Here is a 12,140-nt window from a genome sequence, read left to right on the forward strand (position 1 = left end):
GGTCGGTCAAGCTCGCGGCGCACCATCACGCCAGCGTTCGCAGAAAGAGGACAGTCAGGAGTACACGTGCGGGGCGAGGGTGCCCACGAACTCCAGGTTGCGGTACTGCTCGGCGAAGTCTAGGCCGTAGCCCACCACGAACTCGTTGGGGATGTCGCGGCCCACGTACTTCACGTCGATCTCGGTCTTCATGGCCTCCGGCTTCCGCAACAGCGCGCAAATTTCGACGGAGGCCGGGCCGCGTGACTCGAGGTTGGTCTTGAGCCAGGACAGGGTGAGTCCGGAGTCGATGATGTCCTCCACGATGAGCACATGGCGGCCCATCAAGTCGGTTTCGAGGTCCTTGAGGATCCGCACCACGCCCGAGGACTTGGTGCCGGAACCGTAGGAGGACACGGCCATAAAGTCCATGGTGATGTGCGAACGGATGGCGCGGGAAAGGTCGGCCATCACCATGACCGCCCCCTTCAGCACGCCGACCAGCAGCACGTCTTTGTCGGCGTAGTCGCGGTCGATTTGCGCGGCGAGATCAGCAACGGTCTGCTGGATCTCCTCCTTCGACATGAGTACGTGCAGCAGGTCTTCGCGGACGTCGTCTTCGATCATCGTGGGGCTCTCCTGAGGCGTCGGAACATCAACAGTGTCGCATATTCGGAGCCGCGCTCGCGCGTGACGTGGAGACCGGGTAGCTCGATGGGCCCGGCAGAGCTCCCGGGGCGCCGGTCCATGAGCGCATCGACGGCGTGCAGGCGTTCGGCGGTGGGGGTGGAGCCCAGCTCGACGACGGCGAGGGCGAGCACGCGACGGCGAATGGCTGTCGGCAGCGGGGCGAGGTGGTCCAGGCGGAGCGCAACAGTGGCAGGGGTGGCTGGGTCGGCTGGGATGTCTGCGCGCGCGCCCGCGTAGACACGGTGCGCCCAGCCTTCCAGGGCCTCGGCGTCGTCGGCCACGAGGTCTGCCGTGCGGATGAGCCCGGCGCGAACCCCGGGGCCCAGGCCGGTACCGGGGTCTTCCAGGGCGGGCAGCAGCCGGTGGCGGACCCGGGCCCGCGCGCCGTCGTCGTTCATCGGGTCTTCCCACCAGCTCACCCCCGCCCAGCGACAGATCGTCTCGGTGTCGGCGCGGGTGAGGTGCAACAGGGGGCGGACCACAGTGAGCGGGCCATGCGTGCGGGTGCGGCGGATGCCGGCCAGCGAACGCAGCCCGGAGCCGCGGGCCAGCCCAAGGAGCACCTGTTCGGCCTGGTCATCGGCGGTGTGGGCCGTCGCGACGATGGTGGCGCCGGTGAGCTCGGCGACGTCGCGGAAGGCCTCGTAGCGGGCGTCACGGGCGGCAGCTTCGAGCCCGGCCCCGGAGTCGACCGTGACGGCGCGGACGTGGGTGGTGATGCCGAGTCGTTCCAGTACGGCGGCGGTGCGCTGGGCGACGTCGGCAGATCCGGGCTGAAGCTGATGGTCGACGACGACGGCGGTGACCTGTCGATCGGAGTGATCTGTCCGGTCTGCCACGGCGGCGGCGATGGCCAGGGCGAGGGAGTCGGCCCCGCCGGAGACGCCGAGCAGGGTGTGTGCGGGGAGCTGTTTCAGCTGCGGCAACGCGGCGTTCAGGGGTGCGGGCCAGCGCGTCGTCGGTGGCCAAACGTCGGGCCCGGTGGGAGTCGGCGCGGCTGGTGACTCAGCTGGCACGGATCCGCCTCGCCCAGGCGTCGGCGTCGTGGAGCTCCTCCTCGGTGGGCAGCAGCTCGGGCGCGGTCCACACCTGGTTGAACCCGTCGGTGCCGAGCAGGCCGATGGCGCGGTCGACGAAGCGCTGCCCGTCGCGGTACTGGCGTGCCTTGGCTTCCATGCCGATCAGGCGGCGGATCAGTTTGCTCAGCGCCGAGCCCTGTTGCCCTCGCTCGGTGAAGCGGCGGCGGATGGTTTTGACGGTGGGGATTACGCTGCGGTCCACCGCGTCCATCACCACGTTGGCGTGGCCCTCGAGCAGCGACATCACCGCGGTGATGCGGGAGAGCCGTTCGCGGTCTTCGTCACGGGTGACGGCGTCGAGTAGGGATCCGGTTGGCCCCGTATCGGATCCCTCGCCTGTCTTGGAGATCGCACCCTTGGCGCGGTCGAGCATGTCGGGCCACTGGCTCGTGGAGGTGTACAGCGAGGCGAGCATGCCGGTGATCTGCTCCTGCAACCAGTGGCGCAGCCAGGGCGCGGCGGCGAACTGCACGCGGTGGGTTTGTTCGTGCAGGCACACCCAGAGCCGGAAATCGTCGGGGCGGACGTTGAGCTGCTGGCGGACCTGCATCACGTTCGGGGCGACCAACATCAGCCTGCCGCCGGCCGGGCCAAGCGGTTGTCCGGTGTGGTCGGGCAGGGCGATGAACGGGTCGTACTGGCCGAGCACGCGGGTGCCGAGCAGGCTGAGCAGTCCCCCGGCCTGGACGCCGGTGAGGGTGGATCCGAGTCCGCGGGTGGCCGCAGCGAACTGGTCCGGGGCCTGTTCCCGCACCCGTTCCAGACCCGGAGCCAGCAGCACGGAGAGCGACTGCAGGTTGGCTTGTGCCCAGCGCACCCGGTCCACCACCAGCACCTCGGAGTCGCGCAGGTCGCGGGCGGCGTCGAGGCCGGTGATCCGGTGCACGTGATCGACCGACACCTCGGCGGCGCGACGCAGAGCACGGGTCTCGTCCCGGGCCTGCCGCAGGTTGGTTTTCGGCCCGCCCAGGCTGAGTCGACTGGCGGTATCGGCGGCGAGCTCCCAGTTGATGAGCTGGTCGGTATGGGCTGCGTGAGGGGACATAGTTTCATCCCACCACACCCGCGGCGACGGCGACCACCTGTCAGCAGCCGCAGTCCGCGAGCACCGTGGCGGCCCGGTCTTGAACCTCCCGCGCCTCGGTCATGATCTCCGAGTCGGACCCGGTGTTGATGAACGAGAACCAGAGCTGGCGCCCGTCTACGGTGACCACGGTGCCGGTCAGCGAGGAGTGCCGGTCCAGGGTGCCGGTTTTGGCGCGCACCGTCCCGGCCGCCGCGGTGCCGGCCATCCGTTCGCTGAGGGTGCCTTCGAGCCCCGCGGTGGGCAGCCCCCACACGGTCTCGGCGAGCCAGGGGCGCTGTTGGACGGCGTCCATGATGGCGACCAGTTGTGTAGTACTGATGCGGTTTTTCGCGGAGAGCCCGGACCCGTCGGCAATGGTGATCCCGCGCGCGTCGACGCCCAGGGCGTCGGCGGCGGCGGTGAGCAGTCCGGCCACCCCCTCGAAGCTGCCGGAGCGGCCCGAGGCGAGCGCGGCGTTGCGGGCGGTGACCTCGGCGACCTGATTGTCGGAGTACGTGAGCAGGTATTCCACCTGTTCCGCCACGGTGGCGGATTCGATGGCGCCCAGCTCCGTACCGTCCCGCTCCCCCAGCCCGGAGGTGGCGTCCCGCTCGACGCCGGAGGCCACGGTGAGGTCGAGTCCGGCTTCTTCGGCGGCGTGGACCACCTGGGCGCGAAACACCGCGGCGGCGTGGGCACCTGGATCGTCCACGCGGTCGGTCCCCGTGCCAGAATCAGCCCGCGCCCCGTGCACGGCGATCGGCTGGACGGCGGAGATGTTCCCGGAGGACACCATCGAGTCGTTCCAGGTCAGCTGCGGACCGGAGTAGCCGCCGTCGTCGAGCACAATCCGCAGGGCCGGTGCGCCGGCGTCGTCTGAGGGTTCGTCAGACTCCCCGTCTAACCGGTCCGCGAGCGCGTCCACGGTCTGTTGGGCGAGACTGCCCAGCCCGGCCCGGCCATCCACCGACGTCGCCCCCGCTCCGGTACCCAGCAGCGCGTCCCCACCGGCCACCAGGGCCACCACCAGGTCGTCCGTTCCGTCGTCGAGCACCGCCCGGGTGGTGTACCGGTGGTCCGGGCCCATCTCGTGCAGGGCGGCCGCGGCGGTGAGGATCTTCAGCGACGACGCCGGCACCCGTGCGGCGTCGGCATCGCGGGAGTACAGCACCTCGCCGGTCATGGTGTCGGTGACCAGGGCCGCGGTGGTGAAGTCCGTACCGGCGAACACGGTGTTCAGCCGGCGCTGCAGGGTCTCGGCGGAGGGCACGGGCGCTTCCTCAGAGAGGGCGAGTACCTCCGACGGCGGTTCGGTGGCCACGTCCAGCACGTTGGCGAGTTCTTCCTGGGCGTCGGTCAGCCAGTGGCGCGCCCCGCCCAGGCTGGTGGCGGGGATCGACACCTGGGTGAGGGCGGCGCGTTCGGCCGCGGCGGCTTTCAGCTCGGCGGCACGGTCCTCGGGTGCGGGCAGCACGGTGCACCCGGTGAGCACGAGTGCGGCGATCAGCGTCCCCGCCAGTCCTCGGGCACGCGTCGCGCGCGCGGAAGTGGCGGAGCGAGCAAGCACACCTGAGAGCGTACCAGCGCGGACGTGACGCGCCCGCCCCGGCCGAGGATATACCCTGGTTCTGACACGTTTCCCTGATGCTAGGAGCCTGCCCCATGAGCCACGACGTCACCATCGAAATCCCCGCCGGATCGCGCGTCAAGTACGAGTTCGACCACGAGACCGGTCGTCTGCGTCTGGATCGCGTGCTGTTCACCCCCATGCAGTACCCCACTCACTACGGGTTCTTCGAGGACACCCTGGGCGAGGACGGCGACCCGCTGGACGCCATGGTGTACCTGCCCGGCTTCGATCTGGTGCCCGGTGTGATCGTCGAGGCGCGCCCGATCGGCGTGTTCAACATGACCGACGACGGCGGCGGCGACGCCAAGCTGCTGTGCGTTCCGGCCGACAAGCGCTTCGACCATATCCAGGAGCTCTCCGATGTTGAGGAGTGGCTGCTGCAGGAGATCGAGCACTTCTTCACCCGGTACAAGGATCTGGAGCCCGGTAAGTGGGTCAAGGCCGAGGGGTGGGCTGATCGCGCCGCCGCCGAGGCGGAGCTGGCAGCGTCCATCGAGCGGTTCGCCGCGCTCGGCGAGGAGACGGCCGACGACGAGCCCCAGGGCCGCGACGTCTGATCAGCCCCGTTCTGCCAATGCGGCAGGTCTTAGAACCCGTCGGCGAGTTCGAAATCCGGGTGCGGGTCGAGGCACAGGGTGGCGGCGGGTGAGCCCTCGCCGCCGTCCGCCGGCGTCGCGTCGAGCAGGGTGAACACTCCGGCCACGGGATCTTCCACGGTCTCACCGCGGCGTAGCTCGACCCGGCCGAATCCGCCGTCGCCTTCATCCACTCCCGTGATGCCGGCGACCACGCCGTCGTCGTCATCCCACACCCCAGACAGCGTGTAGGCGGGGAACAGCTCGACGCCGGGGCGCAACACGGTGCCACCCTCCAGCCCCAGGGTGACGCCGTCGCAGGCGCTCGGGAGGGGCTCCGGCTCGGTGTCGGGCTCCGCGGCGGCGCAGCCTGCGAGCGCGCCGAGTGCCACACCAGCCCCGAGTGCGCCGAGTGCGATCAGTGCTCCGCGCGATACCCCGGGCACGACGGCGCCCGCCCGGTCAGTCAACGTCCCACCCTGGCGCCAGGGCGAACCCGGGGTCGGGCTGAAACTCGATCGTCGTGGCGAAGGGGCGCGTCCCGGGGGCCAGTCCACCTACCTGCGGGCTCACGTGCAGTAGCGTGAACGTCCCGGCGCGGGCGTCGGCCACGCTCTGCCCCGCAGTGAGTCGGGTGGGCGGAATTCCGCCGTCGGGGTGGGGGTCGACGCCGCGCAGCACCGCGATCATCACACCGTCCTCAATCCGTGCGTCCGACACCGTGTACGCGGGAAACATTTCCGCGCCCGGGCGGAATACTTCGGTGCCCCGGAAGGTGAAGCGGATCGGTCCGGGGGCCTGGTCGGGTGATGCGTCGGTCATGATGAGTATCCCCCTCCGATGGAAACGTCGCTGCTGTAGTCTTCAAAGTCCTCCCACGAGATGGTGAACGTCGCGCCCATGGGTGTGGTGCCGCTGCCGGGGTTGTTGTATCCCCACGGATTGCGCAGGGTCACCCCGTTCTCATCGGAGGACACCACCTCATAGGCGTGGGTGCCCACCATTTCGATCTGCTGTTCCTCACCGTCGATGGTGACGGTCACGATGCCGACGCCTTCTTTGCGTTCCTCATCCGGAATCCCTGCCGTGGCCGCCACCACGGGTCGGCCTTCCTCGGTGGCCGCGGTGATCTGTTCGCGCTGCGCATCGTCATATCCGGCGCCCCACCCGAACACTCCCCGCTTGCGATGCACCACCTCGGAGTCGGTGTCGGTGAGCTCTTCGAGTGAGTCGTCCGGGCGGCCTCCGGTGAGCCCATTTCCGTCAGAGTTCTCGGGCAGCGTGCCGGCCGGATACACCTGCCCGTAGGCCGCCTCGATCACCGAGAACACATTCGCGTCGGCGCTCGTGCCGGTACTGCCGTGCACGTAGGTTTCATCCACAAAGACGGTGCGCCCTTCTCCGGAATGTGGGTCATTGGGGTCCCGCGGCAGCGTCACCATGAATCCGGTGAGCTCGCCGTTCTCATAGTGGGGTTTGACCATGTCGGAAATGTGCTCGCGCCCCTCAGAAGTGCGCGCCATGCTCGACAACGCGGCCAGCAGGTAACAGTCGCCGATACCGCGCTGGTTGATGTCGTCGGGATAGATCCGCCCGTTCTCGAGATCAGAGGCAATCTCTTCCAGCTGATGTTGCCGCAGGTCCGTGCGGGCGCCGAGGTCCTGCCCCTGATCGTTGTAGTTGTAGACCTCGACGTGTGCGCCCTCAGCCAGCAGCGCCGCACAGGTGACGGCCGCCTGCCGGACCGTGGTCACCGATTCCACGTACGCTTGCTGGTGTTCCGCGACCTCGGGCATCACCTGCAGATGGGCCCGTATCATCTCCACCAGCCCGGTGGCGGTTTCCACCACGGCGTCGAGTTCCAGCATCCGATCCCGGATCCCGTCGCAACGCTGCTGTTCCGTGCGCACCACCCAGCCGTAGTCCTCCAGCGCCCCCGAGGCTCGGCGGACACCTTCCTCGAGGTCAGAAATCTGCATCGACTGATCATAAATGACCGTGTTGTAGGCTTCCGCCGCCTCGCCCTCCCAGATGTCGGGGAGTTCCTTCGCTGCCCAGGCGTCGTCATAGTCGGTCTGCAGCGCATCAGCGAGATCGCGGACCGTGGTCGCGGATGCCAGAATGCCCTCGGGCTGGCCGGGGACGTCACCAATGAGGTTTGCGTAAATTCCCATGCCTATCAGTCATCCCCCGAAGACTCGGCGCACGGTGGATACCAGGTCCATGTGGTCGTATCTCCGGTCAAGGGCGGCGCCCCATTCCTCATCGGTGGCTTGGCTGTGCTGGGAGAACTCGCCCACCTCGTATGCCAGGTAGGAGAACCGGTTGCCGAAACGCCGATGGTGGGTTCCGGCGTTGGCGACGAACGTCGTCATGGCGGCGTCCACTCCAGGGTCGCCGAGCACGTTCATTCCGGGATTCTCCGGCAGGGTGCGGTCCAGGAACGACGACGACGAATCCTCGAGCGCCGTCTGCAGTCGGTTCATCTCCTCGGGATCGACCTGAAACCCGGTCATGCTGCGCCCCTGTTCTCCGTGCGGCGGTTGATACAGCTCCTCAAACTACCGCAGCAAGGAGCGCAGCACCAGGGCGGCCCCGTCGTCGTAGACATCCTCCGTCACCTCGTCGGCAATGCGCTTGACGTCGTCCGGAGCCTGGCCCATGGCCACCCCTCGGCCTGCCCAGGCCAGCATTTCGACGTCGTTGTAACCATCCCCGATGGCGACCGTGTCGTCCAGGGACACCCCGAGCCGGGCGCGCAGCGCCTCCAGCCCGGAGGCTTTCGTGACCCCGGCGGCGGCCACGTCCAGCCAGGCGCTCCATCCCACCGAGTAGGTCACGCCCTGCAGCCCGATCGCCTCCACCGCTTCGGAGAACGACTCGGTGGAGGCATCCGTTGAGAACACGACCAGGCGCACCGCGGTGGTATTGAGCAGCTCATCGAAGGACACTCCGCGCGCCTTCACCCCGAAGCTCATGTCCTGGAAGCGCTCGGTGGAGAGGAAGTTTCCGGCGTCGTCCTCAATCGCGTACTTCGCGCTGGGCAGCCGGTGCCGTAGCTGTTCCAACACCGGGGCAGGATCGAAGGTGCGACGGTCGATCACCTCGTACCCCTCCTCGAGCTGATCGGTCAGCTGAATAGTGACGCCGCCGTTGCAGCACACCGAGAAGCCGTTGCGCAGCCGGATGGTCTCAATGATGGGCAGCGTTGCCTGCAGCGAGCGCCCGGTCGCGATCATCACGTGGTGGCCTGCGGCGACGACGTCGCGTGCCGCCGAGCGCACGGCCTCAGACATGTGCCCATCGTGGTCCACCAGAGTGCCATCGACGTCGAGACAGACCATCTTCCGCTGTTCGCCGGAGGGCAATACAGTCGAGGGGGACGGCGCGCTCGCGCGGCCGGGAGTGGACGGCGTTTCCTGCGGGTCGTTCAGCATGGTCCCAGTCAACCACGTTCGACAAACCGGACGTGAAGTCGCGATGAACAGCGCGTCCCTCTTGAACTTCACCCTCCTGTTAACCCTCAGCGGACATGAGGAAGCAGAGCTTATCTCGTCTAACACTATTACGCTATGCGCTATCGCTCCTGCGAGGGGAATGGCGAGCACAGTATGACAAGGGCACCGCACAGAACAGGGGTTGACCAGCAGTGGCACAGATGAGACTCGCCCTCTTCGAAGGCGACGGTATCGGGTATGAAGTATCTCAGGCTGCCCGGCGCCTGGCCGAGGAGATGTTCAGGTTCATGGGCATCACCCATGAGATCGTCACGGTGCCGGTAGGGTGGTCTGCCTTGTGCGAGACCGGCAGTACTTTCCCTTCCGAAGCGTTGGCCGCGGCACGTGAAGCCGACGGCATCATTCTCGGACCGCTGGATCTGGCCCATTACCCTGCTCCAGGGTTAGGAGGACTCGACCCGGAGCGCGAGCTGATCCGCGAGCTGCGCTTGCACTCTCGTTTTCTCCCGGCGCGCACTTACGCAGGGGTGACTTCACCGTTCCGTCCCTCGGTCGATCTGCTCGTGGTGCGGGACAACACCGATGGGATGTTCGCTGATCGCGGCGCACCGGAGGGTCCCTTCGAGATGATGCCGACCCCCGATCTGGCGTTGTCCACGCGCAAGGTGACCCGTGAGGGCATCGAGAATCTCGCTCGCAGCGCCTTCGAGACGGCCCGGTTCCGGCGCCAGCACGTCACCGCCGCGCATCAGGCGGATGCGATGCCGGTCTCCGAAGGACTGTTTCTGCAGACGATGCGTGATGTGGCTGCTGATTATCCGGAGGTGGAATACCACGAGGAGTCCGTCGATCGGATGGCGGCGTGGCTTGAACGCGACCCGGCCCGGTTCGACGTCATTGTGACCACCAGCCTGTTTGGCCGGATTCTCTCGCAGCAGGCCGCGCAGGTCACCGGGTCACACAGAATTTCCGCCTCATTGAGCGCCGGATACTCCCACGTGATGGCACGAGCACACCACGGCCCGGCTCTCTCACTGGCCGGACAGAACGTGGCCAATCCGACATCGATGCTGTCCTCAACCGGTTTCATGATGGCCTACCTGGGGCATCAGGCCGCGTGCGACCGACTGATCCGCGTGGCCAGCACGGTACAGCAGACGCTGACCGAGGTATTGGCGCGCCCGGAGTGGCGCACCGCCGATCTGCACGGCCCGCTGAGCACGCACGAATACACCGACCTGGTGATCGAGCTGGCATTGGCCCGGCTCGGCGCCGCCCCGGTGGCCTAAGCAACCCCACGACGCCGGGCGCCGGTCCGGGGCGCCTCGCTCAAACGAGCGGGAGCACCTCGAGCCCGCCCAGGTAGGGGCGCAGCGCTTCGGGCACGGTCACGGTGCCATCGGCGTTCTGGTGGTTCTCGAGAATCGCGACGATCCAGCGGGTGGTGGCCAGCGTGCCGTTGAGGGTGGCTACCGCGCGGGTGCCGCCCTTGGAGCCGTCGTCGTTGGTCACGCGTTCGCGGATCTGCAGGCGACGTGCCTGGAAGGTGGTGCAGTTCGATGTCGAGGTCAGCTCACGGTACGCACCCTGCGTGGGCACCCACGCCTCGCAGTCGAATTTGCGGGCCGCGGACATGCCCAGATCGCCAGCCGCCGTGTCGATCACTCGGTAGGGCACCTCGATCTTGGCCAGCATTTCCTCTTCCCAGGCGAGCAGTCGGGCGTGCTCCGCCTCGGCCTCCTCCACCGTGGTGTACACGAACATCTCCAACTTGTTGAATTGGTGCACGCGGATGATGCCACGGGTGTCCTTGCCCGCGGCACCGGCTTCGCGACGGTAGCAACTCGAGTAGCCGGCGTAGCGGGTCGGGCCGCCGCTCAGGTCCAGGATCTCGTCGGCGTGCAGCCCAGCCAGCGCCACCTCGGAGGTGCCTACCAGGTACAGATCGTCGCGCTCGAGGCGGTAGATCTCGTCGTCGTGCTCGACGTCGAACCCGGTGCCCTGCATGGTCTCGGGTCGTACCAGGGTGGGCGTGATCATCGGGGTGAAGCCGTTCTTCAGTGCCAGGTCCATGCCCATCTGGATCAGGGCCATCTCCAGGCGCGCACCCACGCCGCGCAGGAAGTAGAACCGCGATCCGGAGACCTTCGCCCCGCGCTCCATGTCGATCGCGCCGAGCAGCTCGCCCAACTCCAGGTGGTCCTTCGGTTCGAACCCGTCGGCGGTGAAATCGCGCGGAGTGCCCACCTGCTTGAGCACGCTGAAGTCGTCCTCGCCGCCGGCCGGGATGCCCTCGATGATGAGGTTGGGGAAGACGCGCTGCAACGCATCCAGCTCCGCTTCCTTCTCGTTGGCCTCGGCCTCGGCAGCCTTCACCTGAGCGGCCAGCTCCTTGACCTCGGCCAGCAGCTGCTGCTTCTCCTCGCCCTGGGCCTGTGCCACCTTCTTGCCGAAGGACTTCTGCTCGGCACGCAGAGATTCAAACCGAGACAGCGCGGAGCGACGCTCGGCGTCGGCCTCGATAATGCGCTGCACCAGCGCCTCATCCGCTCCGCGGGCACGCTGCGAGGCTCGGTACTGATCAGGGTTCTCGGTGAGGTGCTTGACGTCAATCACAGCACCAGCCTACCGAAGTCACGACATGTCATGTCGGTCCGCCACAAGGCTACTGCGCCTGGAGGGTGTGGATCCGGCGGCACGGTCAGTTCTGGGCAACACCGTCCCCGTCAGCGTTTGAACTCTGACGTTTCAGATTCGCCAGCTCGCGGCGAAGTGTCACGTTCTCATCCTGCAGCATCATGATGACTTCAACGCTCGCCAGATTCATCCCCTCTTCCATCAGGTCCCGCACGCGTCGCAGCCGGACTATGTCTTCACGACCGTAGCGACGCGTTCCACCCTTCGTTCGGACCGGCGATACGAGGCCGCGTGCCTCATAGAGCCGCACGGACCGTATCCCTACCCCTGACAGCTCTGCTGCCATCGAAATCGAGAAGGTCCTTCGAGGCTCTGACATCTGCTATCCGTTCCTATTGCCACTAAAATCAACTCTGCTGTTGACACGCGATACTAATATCTGCTATGAAATATGTACATCAGGTGATGCACATCGTATCACCGAACCGTATTGCTCGATGAAATGAGGAGGCTATAACCATGATCATGTTGCGCACGGACCCGTTTCGGGAATTCGATCGACTGACGAGGGAGGCCTTTGGAGCCAGTCATGGCACCTCGGCACGGCCAGTCATCATGCCCATGGATGCCTGGCGTGATGGAGACACCTTTCACATTGAACTCGACATCCCCGGCGTCACACCAGAAAACATTGATCTCGATGTCGAGAACAATGTGGTGACCGTCAAAGCCGAGCGTCCCGCCGCCGACCACGGCGAGTCGTCCCTGGCCGCGGAACGTCCTCGGGGAACATTCAGTCGTCAGCTTGTTCTAGGCGACAATCTCGATACGGGTAAAATCACCGCGGGCTACGACGCCGGGGTTCTGCGGCTCAGCATTCCGGTGGCCGAGTCCGCCAAACCTCGGAAGATCGAGATTACGTCGAGAGGCAGCGAGCCCACGGCTATTAACCCCTAAGTCACACCAGCGGAGTGTGCCATGCCATGCGCCCATAGTGACACCGATCAGGCCAGATCATCTTCCGCG

At 66.8% G+C, this 12,140-nt stretch carries 14 protein-coding genes; 3 read left to right on the forward strand and 11 right to left on the reverse strand.

Going from position 1 to position 12,140, the window contains the following annotated elements:
- Nucleotides 1-54 precede the first annotated feature (54 nt).
- The 4 genes from hpt to dacB are packed head-to-tail and all read right to left on the reverse strand — an operon-like array spanning nucleotide 55 to nucleotide 4,381.
- A complete protein-coding gene (gene hpt, locus O1A05_RS03235; protein ID WP_270106642.1) occupies nucleotides 55-606 on the reverse strand; it encodes a hypoxanthine phosphoribosyltransferase in 552 nt (183 codons plus the stop codon).
- A complete protein-coding gene (gene tilS / locus O1A05_RS03240; RefSeq protein WP_270106643.1) occupies nucleotides 603-1,685 on the reverse strand; it encodes a tRNA lysidine(34) synthetase TilS in 1,083 nt (360 codons plus the stop codon). The genes hpt and tilS overlap by 4 nt, the downstream gene beginning before the upstream one ends.
- Nucleotides 1,675-2,793, reverse strand: a complete 1,119-nt coding sequence (locus O1A05_RS03245) for a zinc-dependent metalloprotease (protein ID WP_270106644.1) — start codon at nucleotides 2,791-2,793, stop codon at nucleotides 1,675-1,677. The genes tilS and O1A05_RS03245 overlap by 11 nt, the downstream gene beginning before the upstream one ends.
- 40 nt (nucleotides 2,794-2,833) lie before the next feature.
- Nucleotides 2,834-4,381 carry a D-alanyl-D-alanine carboxypeptidase/D-alanyl-D-alanine endopeptidase gene (gene dacB, locus O1A05_RS03250; RefSeq protein WP_270106645.1) on the reverse strand — a complete coding sequence of 516 codons (1,548 nt, stop codon included), beginning with the start codon at nucleotides 4,379-4,381 and terminating at the stop codon, nucleotides 2,834-2,836.
- Nucleotides 4,382-4,476: 95 nt separating this feature from the next.
- On the opposite strand from dacB, the gene O1A05_RS03255 reads away from it, so the two are divergent.
- Nucleotides 4,477-5,001 (forward strand): inorganic diphosphatase, encoded by a 525-nt coding sequence (locus O1A05_RS03255; RefSeq protein WP_270106646.1) that lies wholly within the window; start codon nucleotides 4,477-4,479, stop codon nucleotides 4,999-5,001.
- A 29-nt stretch (nucleotides 5,002-5,030) separates the two neighbouring features.
- Here O1A05_RS03255 and O1A05_RS03260 read toward each other — a convergent pair whose 3' ends face one another.
- Genes O1A05_RS03260 through O1A05_RS03280 form a run of 5 tightly spaced genes read right to left on the reverse strand, consistent with a single transcriptional unit; the run spans nucleotide 5,031 to nucleotide 8,456 of the window.
- The gene (locus tag O1A05_RS03260) at nucleotides 5,031-5,489 is read right to left on the reverse strand and encodes a hypothetical protein (protein ID WP_270106647.1); all 459 of its coding nucleotides are present in this window, start codon (nucleotides 5,487-5,489) and stop codon (nucleotides 5,031-5,033) included.
- Nucleotides 5,482-5,841 carry a hypothetical protein gene (locus tag O1A05_RS03265; RefSeq protein ID WP_270106648.1) on the reverse strand — a complete coding sequence of 120 codons (360 nt, stop codon included), beginning with the start codon at nucleotides 5,839-5,841 and terminating at the stop codon, nucleotides 5,482-5,484. The genes O1A05_RS03260 and O1A05_RS03265 overlap by 8 nt, the downstream gene beginning before the upstream one ends.
- Nucleotides 5,838-7,193 (reverse strand): C2 family cysteine protease, encoded by a 1,356-nt coding sequence (locus O1A05_RS03270; protein ID WP_270106649.1) that lies wholly within the window; start codon nucleotides 7,191-7,193, stop codon nucleotides 5,838-5,840. The genes O1A05_RS03265 and O1A05_RS03270 overlap by 4 nt, the downstream gene beginning before the upstream one ends.
- 9 nt (nucleotides 7,194-7,202) lie before the next feature.
- Nucleotides 7,203-7,535 carry a hypothetical protein gene (locus O1A05_RS03275; RefSeq protein WP_270106650.1) on the reverse strand — a complete coding sequence of 111 codons (333 nt, stop codon included), beginning with the start codon at nucleotides 7,533-7,535 and terminating at the stop codon, nucleotides 7,203-7,205.
- A gap of 45 nt (nucleotides 7,536-7,580) precedes the next feature.
- Nucleotides 7,581-8,456 (reverse strand): HAD family hydrolase, encoded by an 876-nt coding sequence (locus O1A05_RS03280; RefSeq protein WP_270106651.1) that lies wholly within the window; start codon nucleotides 8,454-8,456, stop codon nucleotides 7,581-7,583.
- A 221-nt stretch (nucleotides 8,457-8,677) separates the two neighbouring features.
- Here O1A05_RS03280 and O1A05_RS03285 point away from each other — a divergent pair, with 221 nt between their 5' ends.
- Nucleotides 8,678-9,766 carry an isocitrate/isopropylmalate family dehydrogenase gene (locus tag O1A05_RS03285; protein ID WP_270106652.1) on the forward strand — a complete coding sequence of 363 codons (1,089 nt, stop codon included), beginning with the start codon at nucleotides 8,678-8,680 and terminating at the stop codon, nucleotides 9,764-9,766.
- A 40-nt stretch (nucleotides 9,767-9,806) separates the two neighbouring features.
- Here the strand turns inward: O1A05_RS03285 and serS are convergent, their stop codons facing one another.
- Both serS and O1A05_RS03295 read right to left on the reverse strand, forming a co-directional pair.
- On the reverse strand, nucleotides 9,807-11,093 hold the full coding sequence (gene serS / locus O1A05_RS03290) for a serine--tRNA ligase (protein ID WP_270106653.1): 1,287 nt from the start codon (nucleotides 11,091-11,093) through the stop codon (nucleotides 9,807-9,809).
- Nucleotides 11,094-11,178: 85 nt separating this feature from the next.
- Nucleotides 11,179-11,460, reverse strand: a complete 282-nt coding sequence (locus O1A05_RS03295; RefSeq protein WP_270106654.1) for a MerR family transcriptional regulator — start codon at nucleotides 11,458-11,460, stop codon at nucleotides 11,179-11,181.
- Between the two features lie 176 nt (nucleotides 11,461-11,636).
- On the opposite strand from O1A05_RS03295, the gene O1A05_RS03300 reads away from it, so the two are divergent.
- The gene (locus O1A05_RS03300; protein ID WP_270107491.1) at nucleotides 11,637-12,071 is read left to right on the forward strand and encodes an Hsp20/alpha crystallin family protein; all 435 of its coding nucleotides are present in this window, start codon (nucleotides 11,637-11,639) and stop codon (nucleotides 12,069-12,071) included.
- Nucleotides 12,072-12,140: the final 69 nt, after the last annotated feature.

This window comes from Citricoccus sp. NR2, from assembly GCF_027594385.1.
In the GTDB taxonomy this organism is placed as follows: domain Bacteria; phylum Actinomycetota; class Actinomycetes; order Actinomycetales; family Micrococcaceae; genus CmP2.

What these genes read in the sequence shown, in the direction of transcription:
- O1A05_RS03270 (WP_270106649.1), bottom strand. Translation starts at nt 7,193, where the DNA reads ATGGGAATTTACGCAAACCTCATTGGTGACGTCCCCGGCCAGCCCGAG.
- O1A05_RS03275 (WP_270106650.1), bottom strand. Translation starts at nt 7,535, where the DNA reads ATGACCGGGTTTCAGGTCGATCCCGAGGAGATGAACCGACTGCAGACG.
- O1A05_RS03295 (WP_270106654.1), bottom strand. Translation starts at nt 11,460, where the DNA reads ATGGCAGCAGAGCTGTCAGGGGTAGGGATACGGTCCGTGCGGCTCTAT.
- O1A05_RS03255 (WP_270106646.1), top strand. Translation starts at nt 4,477, where the DNA reads ATGAGCCACGACGTCACCATCGAAATCCCCGCCGGATCGCGCGTCAAG.
- O1A05_RS03280 (WP_270106651.1), bottom strand. Translation starts at nt 8,456, where the DNA reads ATGCTGAACGACCCGCAGGAAACGCCGTCCACTCCCGGCCGCGCGAGC.
- O1A05_RS03285 (WP_270106652.1), top strand. Translation starts at nt 8,678, where the DNA reads ATGAGACTCGCCCTCTTCGAAGGCGACGGTATCGGGTATGAAGTATCT.
- O1A05_RS03265 (WP_270106648.1), bottom strand. Translation starts at nt 5,841, where the DNA reads ATGACCGACGCATCACCCGACCAGGCCCCCGGACCGATCCGCTTCACC.
- hpt (WP_270106642.1), bottom strand. Translation starts at nt 606, where the DNA reads ATGATCGAAGACGACGTCCGCGAAGACCTGCTGCACGTACTCATGTCG.
- O1A05_RS03245 (WP_270106644.1), bottom strand. Translation starts at nt 2,793, where the DNA reads ATGTCCCCTCACGCAGCCCATACCGACCAGCTCATCAACTGGGAGCTC.